Origin of the sequence: Lentzea xinjiangensis, from assembly GCF_900110955.1 — a bacterium.
Classification (GTDB): domain Bacteria; phylum Actinomycetota; class Actinomycetes; order Mycobacteriales; family Pseudonocardiaceae; genus Lentzea; species Lentzea xinjiangensis.
The window spans coordinates 213,687-230,565 of sequence record NZ_FOFR01000001.1; the positions used below are offsets into that span (position 1 = coordinate 213,687).

At 70.5% G+C, this 16,879-nt stretch carries 19 protein-coding genes; 6 read left to right on the forward strand and 13 right to left on the reverse strand.

Annotated elements, in window-relative coordinates; translation table 11 throughout:
- Nucleotides 1–9: 9 nt before the first annotated feature.
- From BMW88_RS01080 to ptsP, 3 genes are all read left to right on the forward strand, one after another.
- Complete coding sequence (locus BMW88_RS01080; protein ID WP_089948350.1) at nucleotides 10–927, forward strand: substrate-binding domain-containing protein; 918 nt, start codon at nucleotides 10–12, stop codon at nucleotides 925–927.
- Entirely contained in the window at nucleotides 924–1,799 is an 876-nt protein-coding gene (locus BMW88_RS01085; protein WP_089948352.1) for a ribokinase, read from the forward strand. Before BMW88_RS01080 ends, BMW88_RS01085 begins: the two co-directional genes overlap by 4 nt.
- Nucleotides 1,800–1,877: 78 nt before the next feature.
- Complete coding sequence (ptsP, locus tag BMW88_RS01090) at nucleotides 1,878–3,509, forward strand: phosphoenolpyruvate--protein phosphotransferase (protein ID WP_089948354.1); 1,632 nt, start codon at nucleotides 1,878–1,880, stop codon at nucleotides 3,507–3,509.
- On the opposite strand, the gene BMW88_RS01095 is transcribed toward ptsP, so the two are convergent.
- Nucleotides 3,506–3,907, reverse strand: a complete 402-nt coding sequence (locus BMW88_RS01095) for a RidA family protein (RefSeq protein WP_089948356.1) — start codon at nucleotides 3,905–3,907, stop codon at nucleotides 3,506–3,508. The two genes, ptsP and BMW88_RS01095, sit on opposite strands and share 4 nt — an antisense overlap.
- A 69-nt stretch (nucleotides 3,908–3,976) precedes the next feature.
- Here BMW88_RS01095 and BMW88_RS01100 point away from each other — a divergent pair, with 69 nt between their 5' ends.
- Nucleotides 3,977–4,426, forward strand: coding sequence for a MarR family winged helix-turn-helix transcriptional regulator (locus tag BMW88_RS01100; protein WP_245777501.1), 450 nt, complete (start codon nucleotides 3,977–3,979; stop codon nucleotides 4,424–4,426).
- Here BMW88_RS01100 and BMW88_RS01105 read toward each other — a convergent pair.
- The 11 genes from BMW88_RS01105 to macS form a co-directional block, all read right to left on the reverse strand.
- A complete protein-coding gene (locus tag BMW88_RS01105; protein WP_089948357.1) occupies nucleotides 4,423–5,268 on the reverse strand; it encodes a LysR family transcriptional regulator in 846 nt (281 codons plus the stop codon). The two genes, BMW88_RS01100 and BMW88_RS01105, sit on opposite strands and share 4 nt — an antisense overlap.
- Nucleotides 5,265–6,281: a hypothetical protein gene (locus BMW88_RS01110; protein ID WP_089948359.1), complete on the reverse strand. Its 1,017-nt coding sequence runs from the start codon at nucleotides 6,279–6,281 to the stop codon at nucleotides 5,265–5,267. The genes BMW88_RS01105 and BMW88_RS01110 overlap by 4 nt, the downstream gene beginning before the upstream one ends.
- A complete protein-coding gene (locus BMW88_RS01115) occupies nucleotides 6,266–6,739 on the reverse strand; it encodes an RNA polymerase sigma factor (protein ID WP_089948361.1) in 474 nt (157 codons plus the stop codon). The genes BMW88_RS01110 and BMW88_RS01115 overlap by 16 nt, the downstream gene beginning before the upstream one ends.
- Before the next feature lie 29 nt (nucleotides 6,740–6,768).
- The gene (locus tag BMW88_RS01120; protein WP_089948363.1) at nucleotides 6,769–6,936 is read right to left on the reverse strand and encodes a DUF397 domain-containing protein; all 168 of its coding nucleotides are present in this window, start codon (nucleotides 6,934–6,936) and stop codon (nucleotides 6,769–6,771) included.
- 13 nt (nucleotides 6,937–6,949) lie between these two features.
- Nucleotides 6,950–7,777, reverse strand: a complete 828-nt coding sequence (locus BMW88_RS01125) for a helix-turn-helix domain-containing protein (RefSeq protein WP_177220862.1) — start codon at nucleotides 7,775–7,777, stop codon at nucleotides 6,950–6,952.
- Nucleotides 7,778–7,874: 97 nt separating this feature from the next.
- Nucleotides 7,875–9,053: a glycine C-acetyltransferase gene (locus BMW88_RS01130; RefSeq protein ID WP_089948367.1), complete on the reverse strand. Its 1,179-nt coding sequence runs from the start codon at nucleotides 9,051–9,053 to the stop codon at nucleotides 7,875–7,877.
- Complete coding sequence (gene tdh, locus BMW88_RS01135) at nucleotides 9,053–10,084, reverse strand: L-threonine 3-dehydrogenase (protein ID WP_089948369.1); 1,032 nt, start codon at nucleotides 10,082–10,084, stop codon at nucleotides 9,053–9,055. The genes BMW88_RS01130 and tdh overlap by 1 nt, the downstream gene beginning before the upstream one ends.
- A gap of 36 nt (nucleotides 10,085–10,120) precedes the next feature.
- Nucleotides 10,121–11,572: an SDR family oxidoreductase gene (locus tag BMW88_RS01140; protein WP_089948370.1), complete on the reverse strand. Its 1,452-nt coding sequence runs from the start codon at nucleotides 11,570–11,572 to the stop codon at nucleotides 10,121–10,123.
- A 36-nt stretch (nucleotides 11,573–11,608) separates the two neighbouring features.
- Nucleotides 11,609–12,118, reverse strand: a complete 510-nt coding sequence (locus BMW88_RS01145) for a DUF1707 SHOCT-like domain-containing protein (protein ID WP_245777502.1) — start codon at nucleotides 12,116–12,118, stop codon at nucleotides 11,609–11,611.
- Between the two features lie 20 nt (nucleotides 12,119–12,138).
- Nucleotides 12,139–12,804, reverse strand: coding sequence for a response regulator (locus BMW88_RS01150; protein ID WP_089948373.1), 666 nt, complete (start codon nucleotides 12,802–12,804; stop codon nucleotides 12,139–12,141).
- Entirely contained in the window at nucleotides 12,801–13,937 is a 1,137-nt protein-coding gene (gene macS / locus BMW88_RS01155; RefSeq protein ID WP_089949393.1) for a MacS family sensor histidine kinase, read from the reverse strand. The genes BMW88_RS01150 and macS overlap by 4 nt, the downstream gene beginning before the upstream one ends.
- 158 nt (nucleotides 13,938–14,095) lie before the next feature.
- On the opposite strand from macS, the gene BMW88_RS01160 reads away from it, so the two are divergent.
- Nucleotides 14,096–15,292, forward strand: a complete 1,197-nt coding sequence (locus BMW88_RS01160) for a GGDEF domain-containing protein (RefSeq protein WP_089948375.1) — start codon at nucleotides 14,096–14,098, stop codon at nucleotides 15,290–15,292.
- Between the two features lie 60 nt (nucleotides 15,293–15,352).
- A complete protein-coding gene (locus tag BMW88_RS01165) occupies nucleotides 15,353–15,670 on the forward strand; it encodes a hypothetical protein (RefSeq protein WP_089948376.1) in 318 nt (105 codons plus the stop codon).
- Here the strand turns inward: BMW88_RS01165 and BMW88_RS01170 are convergent.
- Nucleotides 15,667–16,818, reverse strand: coding sequence for an AI-2E family transporter (locus BMW88_RS01170; protein ID WP_089948378.1), 1,152 nt, complete (start codon nucleotides 16,816–16,818; stop codon nucleotides 15,667–15,669). The genes BMW88_RS01165 and BMW88_RS01170 overlap by 4 nt on opposite strands.
- Between the last annotated feature and the right edge of the window lie 61 nt (nucleotides 16,819–16,879).

Below are 16,879 nucleotides of genomic sequence, written 5' to 3' on the forward strand. Positions count from 1 at the left end.
AAGACCCCAATGAAGGTGACCCGACGGATCGCGCTGACCCTCGGCGCCGCGGCACTGCTCGCGGCCGGGTGCGGTGGAACTGGGGCGTCGTCCGGAGGCCAGATCACCATCGGCCTGGCGGTGTCCACGGTGAACAACCCGTTCTTCGTGGAGCTGCAGCAGGGCGCCCAGGAGATGGCGGACCAGCTCGGCGCCAAGCTGACCGTGGTCGACGCGCAGAACGACGCGACGAACCAGGTCAACCAGGTGCAGACGCTGGTGACCCAGGGGGTCAAGGCGATCATCCTGAACCCGGTCGACTCCAAGCAGTCCGCGCCCGCGGCCAGGGCCGCCGAGATGGCGAACATCCCGCTGATCGCGGTCGACCGCTCGGTCGAGGGCAAGATCGCCGCCGAGGTCACCTCGAACAACGTGTCGGGCGGCAGCCTCGCGGCCATCGAGCTCGGCCGCGCCACCTCCGGCGAGGTCGCGCACCTCAGGGGCATCTCGGGCGCGTCGGCGTCGCGCGACCGCGGCCAGGGCTTCGAGCAGGGCCTGAACAGCGGCAACATCAAGGTCGTCGCCACCGCCGTCGCGGACTTCGACCGCGCCAAGGGCCTCAACGAGACCACGAACCTGTTGCAGGGCCACCCGACCATCAAGGGCATCTTCGCCGAGAACGACGAGATGGCGCTCGGCGCGATCAAGGCTCTCGGCGCCCGCGCGGGCAAGGACGTCGTGGTCGTCGGCTTCGACGGCACGCCCGACGGGCTCAAGGCCGTGCAGGAGGGCACGCTCGCCGCCACCATCGCGCAGCAGCCGAAGCTGCTCGGCTCCAAGTCCGTCGAGCAGGCGGTGCGCGCGGCGAAGGGCGAGTCCGTCCAGCAGGTCGTGGACGTCGAGGTCAAGGCCGTCACGAAGCAGAACGTGGCAGAGTTCATCAAGTGACGAACGAGCTGCTGGTCCTCGGGTCCGCCAACGCCGATCTCGTCGTCGAGGTCGGCAGGCGGCCCGCGGGCGGTGAGACCGTGCTCGGCGGCGACACCGTCGTGCTGCCCGGCGGCAAGGGCGCGAACACCGCCGTCGCCGCCGCTCGCGTGGGCGCCTCCGTCGCGCTCGTCGGCGCGGTCGGCGACGACGGCTACGGCTCGGTGCTGCGCGAGTCGCTGGAGTCGGCCGGCGTCGGCACCTCGCTGGTGAAGACCTCCGCGCGGCCGACCGGGATCGCCTACATCACCGTGACCCCGGACGGCGAGAACTCGATCGTGGTGTCGCCGGGCGCCAACTCCGACGTGGCGCCGTCCGATGTGGACTCCCTGTCGTTCGACGGCGTCCGCGTCCTGACGTGCTCGCTGGAGGTGCCGCTGGAGACGGTGGTCCACGCGATCGGCGTCGCGGCACGGGCGGGCGTCCGGCCGGTGCTCAACCTGTCGCCGGTCGCCGAGCTGCCCGCGGAGGCGTTGCGGCAGCTCGACGTCCTGATCGTGAACGAGCACGAGGCGGCGCAGCTCGCGCCGGACTGGCGCGGCCTGCTCGGGCTCGGCCCGGCGTCGGCGATCGTCACCCTGGGCTCGCGCGGCGCCGCCGTGGTGACCCGGTCCGGGGTCGTCGAGGTGCCGTCGATCGAGGTGCCCGAGGTCGTCGACACGACCGGCGCCGGTGACGCGTTCGCCGGTGCCCTGTCCGCGCGGCTGGCGCAGGGCGACGATCTCGTGCAGGCTGCCCGCTACGCGGTGAAGGTCGCCGCGCTGTCCGTCACGAAGGCGGGCGCGCAGCCCTCGTACCCGACCGCCGCCGAGGTGCGCTCGCTGACGGGGTGACCGCCGCGCCGCGACCCGCCGGTGGATTGGTCGCACTGCGCTGTTGGCGGTTCACAGCGGAAGGGTATGGTCTAGACCATGTCGAGCACGCGGCTGAGCGGTGTCGGTGTCAGCGGTGGCCGGGCTTCCGGCCCTCTGGTGAGGGTGGCCGAGCCCCTTCCTGAACCTCCCGCGGGCCCGCGACCCGCGGACACAGCCGCCGAAGCCGCTCGGATCAGGCCGGCGACCGAGGTCGTGGCGCAGCGCTTGATGGAGCGCGCGAAGACCGTCGACGGCGATGCCCGCGCCGTCCTGGAGACCACGGCCGCGATGGCCGGGGACCCGTCGCTGATCAAGTCCGCCGAGCAGCTCGTCGTGAACGAGTCGCTGCCCGCCGCCCGCGCGGTGCACCAGGCGGCGCAGAAGTTCGTCACGGCGTTGCAGGCCGCCGGTGGCTACATGGCCGAACGCGCTCGCGACGTCCAGGACGTCCGCGACCGGGTCGTGGCCGAGCTCCTCGGCCTGCCCGCGCCCGGCGTGCCCGACCTCGCGTCGCCGGCCGTGCTGGTGGCGCGGGACCTGGCGCCCGCGGACACCGCGGGTCTCGACCCGGCGAAGGTCCTCGCCCTGGTCACCGAGGAGGGCGGTCCCACCTCGCACACGGCGATCCTCGCGCGGTCGCTCGGCATCCCCGCCGTCGTCGCCTGCCGCGGCGTCCTGGCCTTCGAGGGGTCCTCGCTCGACGTCGACGGCGACACCGGTCAGGTCCGCGAGTCGGACGGCAAGGTCCGCGCGGCCGGCACCGGCAAGAAGGCCGAGTGGAACGGCGTCGGCGTGCTCAAGGACGGCCACCGCGTGAAGGTCCTGGGCAACGTGGGTTCCCCCGCCGACGCGGCGGCCGCCGCGGCCGCGGGCGCGGAGGGGGTCGGCCTCTTCCGCACGGAGTTCTGCTTCCTCGACGCCGCGGAGGAACCGACGGTCGCCGAGCAGACCGCGGCCTATGAGGCCGTGCTGGCCCCGTTCGCGGGCAAGCCGGTCGTGGTGCGCACCCTCGACGCGGGTGCGGACAAGCCGCTGGCGTTCCTGAGCCCGGACCCCGAACCCAACCCGGCCCTCGGCGTCCGCGGCCTGCGCGTCGCCTTCGACCGCCCCGAGGTCCTCGACCGCCAGCTCGAAGCCATCGCCGCCGCGGCCAAGTCGTCGGGTGCCGACGTCTCGGTGATGGCGCCGATGGTCGCCACCGCCGCCGAGGCCGCCTGGTTCGTGGAACGCGCGCGCAAGGCGGGTATCGACCGTGCGGGTGTCATGGTCGAGGTCCCCTCGGCCGCGTTGAGCGCCCGCGAGATCCTCCAGGTCGTCGACTTCATCTCCATCGGCACCAACGACCTGGCCCAGTACGTCTTCGCCGCGGACCGCCAGCTCGGTGGCGTGGCCGCGCTGAACGACCCGTGGCAGCCCGCGTTGCTGCGCCTGATCTCCCTGGTCGGCGAGGCGGCCACCGCCACCGGCAAGCCCGTCGGCGTGTGCGGCGAGGCCGCGGCCGACCCGCTGCTGGCGTGCGTGCTCATCGGCATGGGCGTGACGTCGCTGTCGATGAACCACACGGCCCTGGCCGACGTGGGCGCGCGCTTGGCGACGTCGAGCATGGACATCTGCCAGCTCGCGGCCCGCGGCGCCCTGGCCGCCGCCGACCCCGCCGCCGCCAAGCTCGCCGCCCGCGCCCCGCACTAGCCGATCGCCGTCACGCGGATCTCGACGCGCATCCTCGGGTGACCGAGGGCGGTGACCCCGCTCTCGGTCCAGATCGGCGCTCGATCGCCCATCCGCCGGCGGAACTGCTCGACCATCACCCGGTTGTGCTCCTCGAAGCCGTCCTCCAGCACGTGGTACGAGTTCACGTGCACGACGTCGGCCCACGTCACCCCGGCGGTCCGCAACGTCCGCTCGACGTTGTCGAAGGCCTGCACGATCTCGGCCTCCAGCGTCTCGGGGAACTCGAAGCCGTCGTCCCAGCCGCCCTGCCCGGACGTCTCGACCCGGTCACCGATGCGCACCGCCTGGCTGTAGTGCATGTTCTCCAGTTGCGTCTCGCCGTAGCCCGGTGTCGCGAAGAACTCGACCTTGCTCATCCCTGCCTCCAATGACTTCACGCTTGAAGTCAACCGTACACGACTTCAAGCGTGAAGTAAGCTGGGCGGGTGGAGTGGCTGAACGCGGAGGAGAAGGAAGCCTGGACGGGGCTGGTCTCGTTGCTGCTGCTCATGCCGGGCAGGCTGGAGGCGCCGCTGCAACAGGAGTCGGGCCTGAGCCTCTTCGACTACCTGGTGCTCAGCCACGTCTCGGAGGCCCCCGACCGCCGCATGCGCATGAGCGAGCTCGCCCACCTGGCCAACGGCTCGCTGTCGCGGCTGTCCAACGTGGTCAAGCGCTTCGAGCACCGCGGCTGGGTGGTCCGCCACCCCGACCCCGACGACGGCCGGTACACCCTCGCCTCGCTGACCGACGAGGGCTTCGAGGTGGTCAGGGCCGCCGCCCCCGCACACCTGCGCTCGGTCCGGCAGTTCGTGCTGGATCCGCTCACGGGCGAGGACCGCCAGGCGTTGACGCGCATCGCGGCCAAGCTGCGCGTGTCGATCCCGCCGCCCTAACGCGCCGCCCGCAGCTCGTCGAGCACCGCCCTGACCAGCGGGTGCTCCTCCGACCCTCGCCGCACCGCCGCCACCACCCGCCGCAGCGGCGCCACCCCCGCCACCGGCATCCCGCGCACGGCGTTGCGGGGAGCCAACGCCACCCCCGCCCCGGCCGCGACCAGCGCCTCGATCGCCCGGAAGTCGTCAGAGGTGTGCCGGATGCGCGGCGTGAACCCGGCCTGCGCGCACGCCATCTCCACCACGTCCCGCAGCGGGTTGCCGGGCAGCGTCACGACCCAGTCCTCGTCGGCAAGCGAAGCCAGGTCCACCGGCCCGGCAGCCTCCCGCCCCGGCGGCAGGACGACGTCGAAGGGCTCGGTGTAGAGCGGGAAGCGGCTCATCCGGTCGGTGGTCCGGTGCTCTTCGGTGATCGCCACGTCGATCTCGCCGTCCAGCAACAACCGCACGCTCTCGTGCCCCTCGGCGTCGCGCACGCACAGCTCGATCGACCGTTCTTTCAACGCCGCCAGCGCGGGCGCCACGACCTGGGTGATCGCCGAGGAGAACCCGGCGACCGCCACCTGGCCCGCGGACCCCGCGGCCAGGGCGTCCAAAGTGGCCTGTGCGCGTTCCAGCTCCGCGGCGACGACGTGGGCGTGCGCGACGAGCAGCGAGCCGGCCGGGGTCAGGGACACCCGGCGTCCCTTGCGCAGCAGCAACGGGTGTCCCGCCTCGGACTCCAGGGCGGCGAGCTGCTGCGACACCGCTGACGGCGTGAGGTGCAGTGCCGCGGCCGCCGCCGTCACCGTGCCGTGGTCGGCGAGTGCGCGCAGGACGCGGAGCCGTCGTGGGTCGATCACCGCTCAATGATGGGGGATTCCACCGGACCGTTCACGGGGACGTCCTGCGGCACGATCGGCTCGAAGTCCACCTCGTCCAGCAGGAGGTACTCCTCGTTCGAGATGGGCACACCGGCGGGCAGGCCGTACTGGGACGTGGTGATCACGTCCCGCCTGATCACCGGCAGACCGGTCTCCTCGTCGACGACCAGTTGCGCCTCGACGTCGGTGAACTGGAAGGTCGGCGGCGCGCTGACCGCCACACCGGTGCCGCGCCGCGCCTCCCCCACCTGCACCTCACCCAGGACCCGCGCCCCGTCGAGCGTCTTGAGCAGCTCGAACGCCGCCCGCCGCTGATCGTCGCGGATGTTCGAGGCCATCAGCTCCATCACGAGCGTCGCGATCCGGTAGGTGTCCTTCCCGACGATCGTCTCCAGCGCCTTCCCCAGCTCCCGCGGATCGGCGGGCAGCGAGTCCAGTGAATCCAGGCGCACCTGGCTGTGCGCGGACATCTGGAGTCCGGACACGGTGGTCTTCTGCACAGACGGCTTCATCGGCCCCATGCGCACCGAGCGGCTCCCACCGACCAGGGGCGCGACCTCCGGCTTCCCCGCCGCCTCCCACCCGTCGTACTCCCTGGTCAGCGGCATGGGCGTGACGCTGCCGTCCTTCTGGACGACTGAGATCCGGCTGTCGGTGGTCATCCACTGCTCCGACATGGAGCTGAAGTACGCGCCGTACGGCTTCGCCGGGTCACCGACGATCATGATCGAGTGGATCCGCGTCAGCACGTGCCACCAGCGCGGTGCCGCGGCAGGTTGCACGGGCTGAGGGGGCGCGGGCAGCAGGACGACCGCAAGAACGATCACCGCGCCGATGACCAGCAACGGGGCGTACCGCCGCACGAACTGGATCCGCGCAGGCCTCTCTCGCGGCAACGAAGTGATGCGCGCGAGGTCGCGTTCCATCCGGTCGCGGTCGACCTCGGGAGTGGGCGGCTTGGCCTGGGCCAGGTCCTTCAGGAGGTCTTCCATGACTCCCTCGCACTGTCGAATTTCGGAGTCCACAGAGCAGCCTGCAGTCGCCGCCGAGCCCGGTGCAGCCGCACGAAGAACGTCGCCGGCGTGCACCCGAGCACCTGCGCCGCCTCCGCCGCCGCCAGCCCGTGCCACGCGATCAGGGTGAGGACCTCCTGGTCGGCCTCGGACAGGCTCGACAGCGCCGCCCGCAGCTCGATCACCGCGAACTCGTCCTCGGCGGGGAAGTCCGTCAGCTCGTAGTGCGTCGTCTGCCGACGGGTCTCGCGCACCAGGTTGCGGGCGATGCCGAGCAGCCACGGCAACGCGTTCGACGGCATCTGAGCGGACTTCCGCCAGGCGATCGTGAAGGTCTCGCTGGTGATGTCCTCGGCGAGTCGCGCCCCCGCGTGGCTCGCGGCGTAGGCGAGCACTCGCGGGTAGCACTCGCGGTAGACCGTCGCGAATTCCTCCACGCCGAGTAGTGCGCTGGCCGCGCCGATTCTTACCGTTGAGTGACGCGGGTCACATGTTGGAGGAACGCGGACCACGCCTCACCCGAGACCGGCACGTGCGCGGCGGGGGCCTTGCTGTCGCGGATGCCGATGCCGCGCCCGACCTCGACGCAGTCGCTCGAGTTCGGACTGTGGGAGCTCTTGCGCCAGGTCGACATGCGGAACGCCTCCTCAGACCAGGATGCTGCTGATCAGCCTCTTCGATTGTTCCGGATCAAGAGCTTGAACGTCGAGCAACTTCAGCACCGAGGAGTAGACCGCGAGCGACTTCGTGTCTTCCAGGAAGAGACCGGAGGTCTCGCCTTCGAGGAAGATGACCGGCTCGAACTTCTCGTAACCAAGCCTGAGGAATGATCCGGAAATTCCGGCATGTGCCCCGATGGCGGTAGGAACGACTCGCACGGTGATGTAGTCGCGCTGCGCCATGCCCAGGAGGTGGAGGTACTGGTCCTTCATCACATCCGGCCCGCCCACCGGCAGGCGCAGAGCCTGTTCGTGGATGTAGAACAGGAACGTACGGCTCCAATGGAAGAGCTTGCGGCGTTCAAGCTTCGCGGTGATGACTTTCTCGTAGTCAATCGACTTGGAGCGAGCCACTCGGTCGATGGCGGCACGCATGTAGTCAGCGGTCTGGAGGTGGCCTGGGACGAGATTCGTCGACCAGACAGTGATTTCGTTGGCGAGACGCTCCTGGTTGAGCAGCACGGGGACCTGGTCCGGTGGTCCGTCGGGGATCTTGAGATAACCGCTCTCGCGCGTTTCCCGAAACAGGGCAAGCAAGTAATCGGCCTCAAGCGGCTTGACACGGCAGTAGCCGAGCAGCCGTTCCAGGTCGGCCTGGGTCACGCCGCCCTTGCCGCGCACCAGGTCGGAGAGTTTGGCTTCGTCCCAGCCGAGTTCTTCGGCGAGCTTGCGGTGGGTCAGCCCGGTCCGCTCGATGGCGTTGCGGACGCCCTCGCCGAACTCCCGTCCCACCACACTGGACTTTCGTCGTGGCATGTCGACGAAACTAGAAGAAAGTCTCGTACCGGCTCCATCTTTTACTTCCAAATGTCCCTGAAGGAAGTAGTTTTTGGAGCCGGTCCAAGTCCTACGGTTACATCTTCGCCCGTGCGGCCACAAATGCGTCCACGGCACGATTGACGTCATCGGCCGTGTGTGCGGCGGACATCTGCGTGCGAATGCGCGCCTTGCCGTGCGGCACGACGGGGTACGAGAAGCCGATCACGTAGACGCCCTGTTCCAGCAGCAGGTCGGCGAGCCGCGAGGCCTCGGCCGCGTCGCCGATCATCACCGGGATGATCGGGTGCTCGCCCGGCAGCAGGTCGAAGCCCTCCTCGGTCATCCGGCGGCGGAACAGCTCGCTGTTCGACCGCAGCCGGCTCAGCAGCTCCGAGGACGACGAGAGCATGTCCAGCGCGGCGATCGAGGCTGCCGTGATCGAGGGCGCGAGGGAGTTCGAGAAGAGGTACGGGCGCGAGCGCTGGCGCAGCAGTTCGACGATCTCCGCGCGACCCGACGTGTACCCGCCGGACGCGCCGCCGAGCGCCTTGCCGAGGGTGCCGGTCACGATGTCGACGCGGTCCTGCACGCCGAACAGCTCCGGCGTGCCGCGGCCGGTCGGGCCGGTGAAGCCGACCGCGTGCGAGTCGTCGACCATGACCAGCGCGTTGTAGCGGTCGGCCAGGTCGCAGATCTCGTCCAACGGCGCGAGGTAGCCGTCCATCGAGAACACGCCGTCGGTCGCGATGAGGCGGTAGCGCGCGTCGGCCGCGTCCTTGAGCTGGCGCTCCAGGTCGTCCATGTCGCGGTTCTTGTAGCGGAACCTGCGGGCCTTGGACAGGCGCACGCCGTCGATGATCGACGCGTGGTTCAGCTCGTCGGAGACGATCGCGTCCTCGGCGCCGAGCAGCGTCTCGAACAGGCCGCCGTTCGCGTCGAAGCACGAGCTGTAGAGGATCGTGTCGTCGGTGCCGAGGAACTCGGAGAGCTTGCGCTCCAGCTCCTTGTGCGGTTCCTGCGTGCCGCAGATGAACCGCACCGAGGCCATGCCGAAGCCCCAGTCGTCCAGCGCCTTCTTCGCGGCCTCGATCAGGCGCGGGTGGTCGGCGAGGCCGAGGTAGTTGTTGGCGCAGAAGTTCAGCACCTCGGCACCGGAACCGACCCGGACGGCGGCGTTCTGCGGGGTGCCGATCACGCGCTCGGACTTGTAGAGCCCGGCCTCCCGGATCTCCCCGATCGTGGAGACCAGGTCGTTCTTCAGCTCGCCGTACATCAGGCTCCCGTCCAGTCGAGGATGACCTTGCCGCACTTGCCTTCACGCGCGGTGGCGAACGCCTCCGCGTGCTGCGTGTGGTCGTACCGGTGCGTGATGACCGGTGCGAGGTCGAGGCCGCGCTGGAGCAGCACGGTCATCGAGTACCAGGTCTCGAACATCTCGCGGCCGTAGATCCCCTTGACGTGCAGCATCTTCAGCACGACGCTGCTCCAGTCGACGGGGAACTCCTCCGCGGGCAGCCCCAGCATCGCGATGCGACCGCCGTGCGCCATGTTCGCGATCATGTCCCGCATCGCCACGGGCTTGCCGGACATCTCCATGCCGACGTCGAAGCCCTCGGCCATGCCGAGCTCGGCCTGCGCGTCGGCGATCGTCCGCTCGGCGACGTTGACCGCGAGGTCGACGCCGACCTTGCGGGCGAGGTCCAGCCGGTGCTCGGAGATGTCGGTGATCACGACGTTGCGCGCGCCCGCGTGCTTGGCGACGGCGGCGGCCATGATGCCGATCGGGCCGGCACCGGTGATGATCACGTCCTCGCCGATGACGGGGAAGCTCAACGCGGTGTGCACGGCGTTGCCGAACGGGTCGAAGATCGCGGCCACGTCCAGGTCGACGGGCGTGCGGTGCACCCACGCGTTCTGCTCGGGCAGCACGACGTACTGGGCGAACGCGCCGTTGGAGTGCACGCCGAGACCGCGGGTGTTGGCGCAGAGGTGACGGCGGCCCGCCTTGCAGTTGCGGCACGTCCCGCACACGAGGTGGCCCTCGCCGCTGACCAGGTCGCCGACCTTCACACCGGTCACCGAGCCGCCGACCTCGACGACCTCGCCGACGAACTCGTGGCCGAGGACCAGCGGCGCCTCGATGTTGGCCGCGGCCCAGTCGTCCCACGAGTCGATGTGCAGGTCGGTGCCGCAGATACCGGTGCGCAACACCCTGACCAGCACGTCCGCCGGTCCCGGAACCGGGTCCGGGACATCGGTCAGTTCGAGACCAGGCCCAGCGGCGACCTTGACGAGAGCCTTCATGCGGGAAGTTTCACCCTTCGCTGCTTGTGCAGTCCATCAGGACTTTCTGAAGTTCTTGTGCAGCTCAGCTTCATTGACGATGTTGCGCACCATGCCGCCGAACACCACGCCGTGGAAAGGCCAGACCACCGCCCAGTAGAGGTGGCCGACGAGCCCCTTGGGCACGAACACCGCGCGTTGGCGGTAAGTGGACCCGCCGCGCTCACCGTCCGCCACTCGAAGCTCCAGCCAGGCCTTCCCCGGCACCTTCATCTCCGCGCGCAACCGCAGCAGCCTGCCGCGTTCGACCTCCTCCACCCGCCAGAAGTCGAGCGCCTCGCCCACGTGCAACCGCGCGGGGTCGCGCCTGCCGCGACGCAGGCCCACCCCGCCCACGAGCCGGTCGAGCCACCCGCGGATCGCCCAGGCCAGCGGGAACGAGTACCAGCCGCGCTCGCCGCCGATGCCCTCGATGACCTCCCACAGCCGTTCGGGCGTCGCCTGCGCGTGGCGTTCGCGTTCGTCGGTGTACACCGAACCGCCGGACCAGCCGGGGTCGGTCGGCAGCGGCTCGCTCGGCGCGCCCGGCACGGAGGCGCCCGACCACCGGGTCTCCACGTCGGCGTCCCGGATCTTGTCCAGCGCGAGCTCGACCGCCCGGTCGTAGCCGACGTTCTCGCCGGGCAGCAGGTCGCGGATGTCGTTCTCGCGGCACACCACCTCGTGCACCAGCGACTCGATCAACGGCTTCGCGATCGACCCCGGCACGGGCGTGACCAGGTTGACCCAGTGCGAGGACAGGCCGGGCGTGAGCAGCGGCACGGGCAGCACGCGGCGCCTGGGCAGCCCGGCCACCCGCGCGTACCGGAGCATCATCTCCAGGTAGGTGAGCACGTCCGGCCCGCCGATGTCGAACGTCCGGTTCGCGTCGAGCGTCGTCGCGCCGACGAGGTAGCGCAGGACGTCCCGCACGGCGATCGGCTGGATCCGGTTGTGCACCCAGCGCGGCGTGACCATGACCGGCAGCCGTTCGGTCAGGTACCGCAGCATCTCGAACGACGCCGAGCCGGACCCGATGATCACCGCGGCCTGCAGCACCACGGCGGGCACCGGCGAGGCCAGGAAGACCTCGCCGACCTCCTTGCGGGAGGCGAGGTGCGGCGACAGCGGCACGTTCTCCGGGTGCAGCCCGCCCAGGTACACGATCCGGTGCACGCCGACGCGTTCCGCGGCCCTCGCCACGTTCACGGCGGCCTCGCGGTCGGCGTCCGCGAAGTCCTTCGAGTGCAACGAGTGCACGAGGTAGTGCACGACCTCGACGTCCCGCATGGCCTCGTCGAGGTCGCCGAGCACGTCACCGCGGACGATCTCGACCCGGTCCGCCCACGGCACGTCGCGCAGCTTCTCCGGCGACCGCACCAGGCAGCGCACCCGGTGCCCCTCGGCGAGCAGCCTGGGCACGAGCCGTCCGCCGAGGTACCCGGTCGCACCGGTCACGAGGCATCGCATGCCTCGATCCTGCGGGCTCGGCGGGGAGGTCGCAGATCAGCGCTTCCGCTTGATCACCACGGTGCCGCCGCGCACCGCGCCCCTGAGCTGGAAGTGCGGGTTGCCGACGGCGTTGTGGACCTTGTCCTTCAGCTCGCCCGCGGTGATCTCCACGGCGTTGACGTCGACCGACGACCCGGCGGGCAGCAGCAGCTTCACCGAGCCCAGCGACACGTCGAGGTCGACGGTGACGACCGGCGGCACGTCGGCCGCGGTGAAGTCGAGGTTCGTGCTGCCGAGGGTGTTGCGGATGACGAGCTCGCTCGGCACGATCCAATGTCCTTTGCGGACCGTGGTGCCCATCGTGTTCTTCAGCTCGGTGCGCGCGTGCGCGAGCTCGTTGTTGACCATGCCGGGCAGGTCGAGCAGCACGGCGTTGAGGTCGGCCCTGGTCACGGCGCCCAGCGCGGTGTCGGTGCGGGTGGTGAACTCGTCGAGCGTGAGCATGCCCCTGCCGACCGCCTTGTTCAGCAGGCTGACGACGTGCTCACGTTCCGCGTCGGACACGCGTAAGTCCCTGGGATCGGTCATCTCTGTGCCTCCGGTTCGCTGTCGAGACCGTGCTCAATGGCATAACGCGCCAGCTCCACCCGGTTGTGCAGCTGGAGTTTGCGCAAAGTCGACTGCACGTGGTTCTCGACCGTGCGGTGGGAGATCACCAGGCGGTTCGCGATCTGCCGGGCGGTCAGGCCCTTGGCCACGAGCCGCAGCACCTCGGTCTCCCGTTCGGTGAGCTGGGGCTTCTCCTCCGCGGAGTCGCCGGGCGCGGCGGCCATGCGGCGGTACTCGCCCAGCACCAGTCCGGCGAGACCGGCGGTGAACACGGCGTCTCCGGCGGCGGTGCGGGACACGGCGTCGACCAGTTCCTCCGCGGACGCGGACTTCACCAGGTAGCCGGACGCGCCCGCCTTCACGGCCTGGAGCACGTCGTCGTGCTCACCGGACGCGGACAGCACCAGCACCCGCGTGCCGGGCAGCTCGCCGGTGATCAGCAGGGTGGCGTCCACCCCGGACAGCTCGCCGAGGTTGAGGTCCATCAGCACCACGTCCGGCCGCACGGCCTTCGCGATGCGCACGGCCGAGGCGGCGTCACCGGCGGTCGCCACGACCTCGAAGCCCCGCTCCGCCAGGTCGCGCGCGACGCCTTCGCGCCACATCGGGTGGTCGTCCACGACCATCACCGAGACCGTCATCTTGCCGCCCCCTCCCTGAACACCCGGACCTCCCACTCCGTGCCCTCCCCCGGCCCGGTCTGGAGCTCGAGCGCACCCCCCAGCGCCTCCACCCGACCTTTGATCGACTTCTCGATCCCCATCCTGCCCTCCGCCGCGGCGGAGGCGATGCGACCGTCCGGGATGCCGGGACCATCGTCCCGGACGCTCAGCACGACCTCGTCGCCGAGGTCTTCCAGCAGCACCCACGCCCGCGCGCCCGGACCGGCGTGCTTGTCCACGTTGGACAGCGCCTCGCGGACGAGCGAGGTCAGCTCGCCCGCCGTCGCGGCGGCGAGCATGACCTGCGTGGCGGGGGTGGACACCTGGACCCTGGGCGTGGCGAGGAGCTGCAGGCCCGGCCGCAGGTCGACCTCGCCGTCCACAGTGGAGTCGGCGGGCGCGGCGGCCACCAGGTTGCGCAGGGCCACCTCCTGCTCGCCGGCGAGCTGGGCCAGTTCCGCCGCCTCGCCACCGACCTCCAGGCCGCGCTTGCGCACGCGGGCGAGCACTTGGAGCACGCTGTCGTGGATCGAACGGGCGAGCCGTTCCCGTTCCGCCGTCGCCGCTTCCGCGCGCAACGCCTGGGCGAGCCGCACCGCCGAGCGCCGCGCGGTGGCCGAGGCCATGCCGACGATCATGCCGGCGCCCGCCAGCAGCACGACGTCGCGCAGCAGGTCGAGACTCGGCACGCCCTTCGACAGGTAGGTGAAGAGGCCGACGGTCAGCCCGCCGACGAAACCCGCGGCCGCCCCGCCGAGCGCGCCGAGCGCCACCGCGGGCACGGACGCCCAGATCGTGGTGATCAGCGGGACGTTGAGGGTCAGGAGCTGGTGGTCGGACATGATCAGCGGTGACAGCGACATGAGACCGCAGGTCAGCGCCAAGTCGGCCAGCACGACCGGCCACCGCCTGCCCCACGTCGTGCTGTAGGCGCGGCTGGTGAAGACCGACCACAGCGCCATCACCCCGAGCGTGGTCCACGCGAGCCACGGCCGCTCGTAACCGGGTTGGCCGGACTGGTTCGCGATCACGTTCGCCGCCGCGAACAGGAATGTGACTATGCGTAGCGCGATCGCCCCGCGCCACAGGGGTGTGGCCGGGTCGTCGATCATCTTCGTCACACGTTCGGCAGGCTCGTCGGGCACGCTGTGCTCCTTTCAGGCACCATCCTGCCGCGAGAACGTGTGCTGGCTAACCCCCAGGTGGCCGTCTTCTGCCAAACGGAGGAATGTGCGACGCTCTCCGGGGTCAGGGTGGGGAGGGCGTACAGGTGCGCGACTGGCCGTTGTGGACGTTGCGGCGGCCCGCGCTCTGCTACTGGTTGCTCGTCGACGCCGCCGCGCTGGCCACCGTCGTGTACGCGATCGTCTCCTCGGCGACGCCGTCACCGTCCGAGATCGCCAGGTTCGCCGCCATCGCCGGCACCGCGGGCGCGGTGATCATCGGCAGTTCCATCTACAGCCACCGCATCGGCGAGACCGAGCGCAACCCGTGGGCGGCCCACCTGTCCTACCTGACGGCGGGCATCCTCGCCCTGCCGCCGAACCTGCTGGTGCTGCTGCTGTTCGGACCGGCCCTGCACTGCCTGCTGGAGCAACGCCCGGAGACCTACCGCTGGGTCTACACCCTGAGCGCGACGGCGCTCGCGGTCTTCGTGACCCGCTCCCTGCTCGGCTGGACCGACCCCCGGGCGAACCTGCTGCTCATGGTGATCGGCGCGACCGTCCTGCTGGCCCTGCGCGCGGCCCTGATCTCGTTCGGCATGAAGCTGCGCAGGCCGTCCTCCACCTTCGAGGAGAACGTCGGCGAGCCCATCGACGTCGTGCTCGGCATCGTCGCGGTGTCGATCGGCGGGCTGATGGGCTGCGTGACGGAGACCAACGCCGTGCACGCCCTGATCGCCGGCCCGTCGCTGGCCCTGCTGGAACGGGCGGCCCAGCTCCCGCAGTGGCGCCGCTCGGCCCAGCACGACGCCAAGACCGGCCTCGCCAACGCCGTGCACTGGGACAGCCGGGCCCGCTACGAGCTGGCCAAGGGCGCCGAGCGCACCCGGCCGATGGCCGTGATGCTGCTCGACCTCGACCACTTCAAGAGGGTCAACGACGAGGTGGGCCACCTGGCGGGCGACGCCGCCCTGGCCGCGATCTCCTTGCTGCTGCGCGGCACCGTCCGGCGCGGTGACCTGGTCGGGCGCTTCGGCGGCGAGGAGTTCGTCGTGCTGCTGCCCGACGCCACCCCCGACGAGGCGGAGTCGGTGGCCGAACGGGTGCGCAAGGCCGTGGCCGCGCTCCGGGTGCCCACGATGGCGACCGACGGCAAGCCGCACGAGCTGCACGGCCTCACGGTGTCGATCGGCGTGTCCTGCACGACCCGGTTCGGCTACCAGCTCCCGGACCTGCTCGTCGCGGCCGACGCGGCGTTGCTGGCGGCCAAGGCCTACGGCCGCAACCTCGTCTCGATGGCCTAGCACCGCGGTTTCGCGATCGATTCGGCCTCATCGGCCGGGGTCACGTGTCACGATCACCGCATGGGGGAGACCACCGCGCAGGCGCTCATCACCGTCCACCGCCCCGCCGCCGTGTGGCGCGACCGGGCCCGCGCGTACTGGATCGAGGTCGACGGTGTGCGCGTGGTCCGGATCGGCGCCGACGAGCAGCTCGACCTCCCGGTCCCGCCGGGCGTGCACGACGTCCGTGCCGCGATCGACTGGACCGGCAGCCCGGTCGTGCGCGTCGAGGTGGCTCCCGGCGGCAGGGCGCGGCTGACCGTCCGGCCCGCCGGCAGCTCGCTCCAGTTCTGGCAGGCGTTCACCAGGCGGGGCTACCTGGAGCGCACCGCGGACTAGAGCTCCTGGACCCGGTCGCTCCTGTCGTCCTTCGGGGCCGTGTCCTGCGGGTCGAGCACGTCCACCTTCTCCGGCTCCTGCACGGCGTCCGCCTCCGACACCAGTGACCGGATCCCGGAGTTCAGCACCGCCAGCAACGGCACGGCGAGCAACGCGCCGGCGATGCCGCCCACGACCAAGCCGCCCGCGATCGCGAGCACGACCGCCAGCGGGTGCAGCTTGACCGCCCGGCCCAACAGGATCGGTTGCAACACGTGCGACTCAAGCTGCATCACGCCGATGAGCACGGCCAGCACCACCAGTGCCGCGATCGGGCCGTTGGTCACCAACGCGATCAAGACCGCCACGGCGCCGGTGAACACCGCGCCAATGATCGGGATGAACGCGCCGAGGAACACCAACGCCGACAGCGGCACCACGAGCGGAACACCGATGATCGCCAGTCCGATGCCGACACCGACGGCGTCGACGACCGCGACCGCGGCCGTTGCGCGCACATAGGAAACGAGAGAGCTGAACCCGCGACGACCGGCGACGTCGACGCGCTGACGCACATCGCGGGGCACCGCGCGGGTCACGAAACGCCAGATGCCGTCACCGTCGTGCAAGAAGAAGATGAGGGTGAACAGCGCGAGCAGCAGGCCCGTCAACGCCTCGCCGACCGTCGCGGCCGTGGTGAGCGCGCCGGAGGTGATCTCGGCCTGGTTCTCCTTGATCGTGTTGACGATGTCGTTGAGGTAGTTCTGCAACTGCTGGTCGGACAGGTGCGCGGGCCCGTCCTTGAGCCACTGCTGGATCGTGTCGAGCGACGCCCCGACCTGGGTCTGCAGCTCGGGAAGGCCGCGGGAGAACTCGCTGATCACGAACGTCAGCACGCCGCCGAGCACGCCGATGCCGATGATCATCATCACGGTCACCGCCACACCGCGCGGGACGCGCCACTCCACGAGCTTCGAGACGCCCGGCGACAGCAGGGCGGCGAGCAGCAGGGCGATTGCGACCGGGATCACTATCGACGCGAGGAAGCCCAGCACGTAGGCGACCACGTACAGCGCGGCCACCACGACGACGAACCGCCAGCTCAGCGCGGCACTCACCCGCAGCAGCGAAGGGACGCGGCTGCTGATCTGCGACTCCGGTGTGCTCACAGGACTCACGTTAACTGTTCAGCCCCTCGCCAAGGTGGAAGCTCATTGGGGATGATCCGAT

Bases quoted from the DNA above. Each gene is read 5' to 3' on its own strand.
- BMW88_RS01080 (WP_089948350.1), top strand. From the start codon at position 10: ATGAAGGTGACCCGACGGATCGCGCTGACCCTCGGCGCCGCGGCACTG.
- ptsP (WP_089948354.1), top strand. From the start codon at position 1,878: ATGTCGAGCACGCGGCTGAGCGGTGTCGGTGTCAGCGGTGGCCGGGCT.
- BMW88_RS01095 (WP_089948356.1), bottom strand. From the start codon at position 3,907: ATGAGCAAGGTCGAGTTCTTCGCGACACCGGGCTACGGCGAGACGCAA.
- BMW88_RS01110 (WP_089948359.1), bottom strand. From the start codon at position 6,281: ATGGAAGACCTCCTGAAGGACCTGGCCCAGGCCAAGCCGCCCACTCCC.
- BMW88_RS01120 (WP_089948363.1), bottom strand. From the start codon at position 6,936: ATGTCGACCTGGCGCAAGAGCTCCCACAGTCCGAACTCGAGCGACTGC.
- BMW88_RS01125 (WP_177220862.1), bottom strand. From the start codon at position 7,777: ATGCCACGACGAAAGTCCAGTGTGGTGGGACGGGAGTTCGGCGAGGGC.
- BMW88_RS01130 (WP_089948367.1), bottom strand. From the start codon at position 9,053: ATGTACGGCGAGCTGAAGAACGACCTGGTCTCCACGATCGGGGAGATC.
- tdh (WP_089948369.1), bottom strand. From the start codon at position 10,084: ATGAAGGCTCTCGTCAAGGTCGCCGCTGGGCCTGGTCTCGAACTGACC.
- BMW88_RS01140 (WP_089948370.1), bottom strand. From the start codon at position 11,572: ATGCGATGCCTCGTGACCGGTGCGACCGGGTACCTCGGCGGACGGCTC.
- BMW88_RS01150 (WP_089948373.1), bottom strand. From the start codon at position 12,804: ATGACGGTCTCGGTGATGGTCGTGGACGACCACCCGATGTGGCGCGAA.
- macS (WP_089949393.1), bottom strand. From the start codon at position 13,937: ATGATCGACGACCCGGCCACACCCCTGTGGCGCGGGGCGATCGCGCTA.
- BMW88_RS01165 (WP_089948376.1), top strand. From the start codon at position 15,353: ATGGGGGAGACCACCGCGCAGGCGCTCATCACCGTCCACCGCCCCGCC.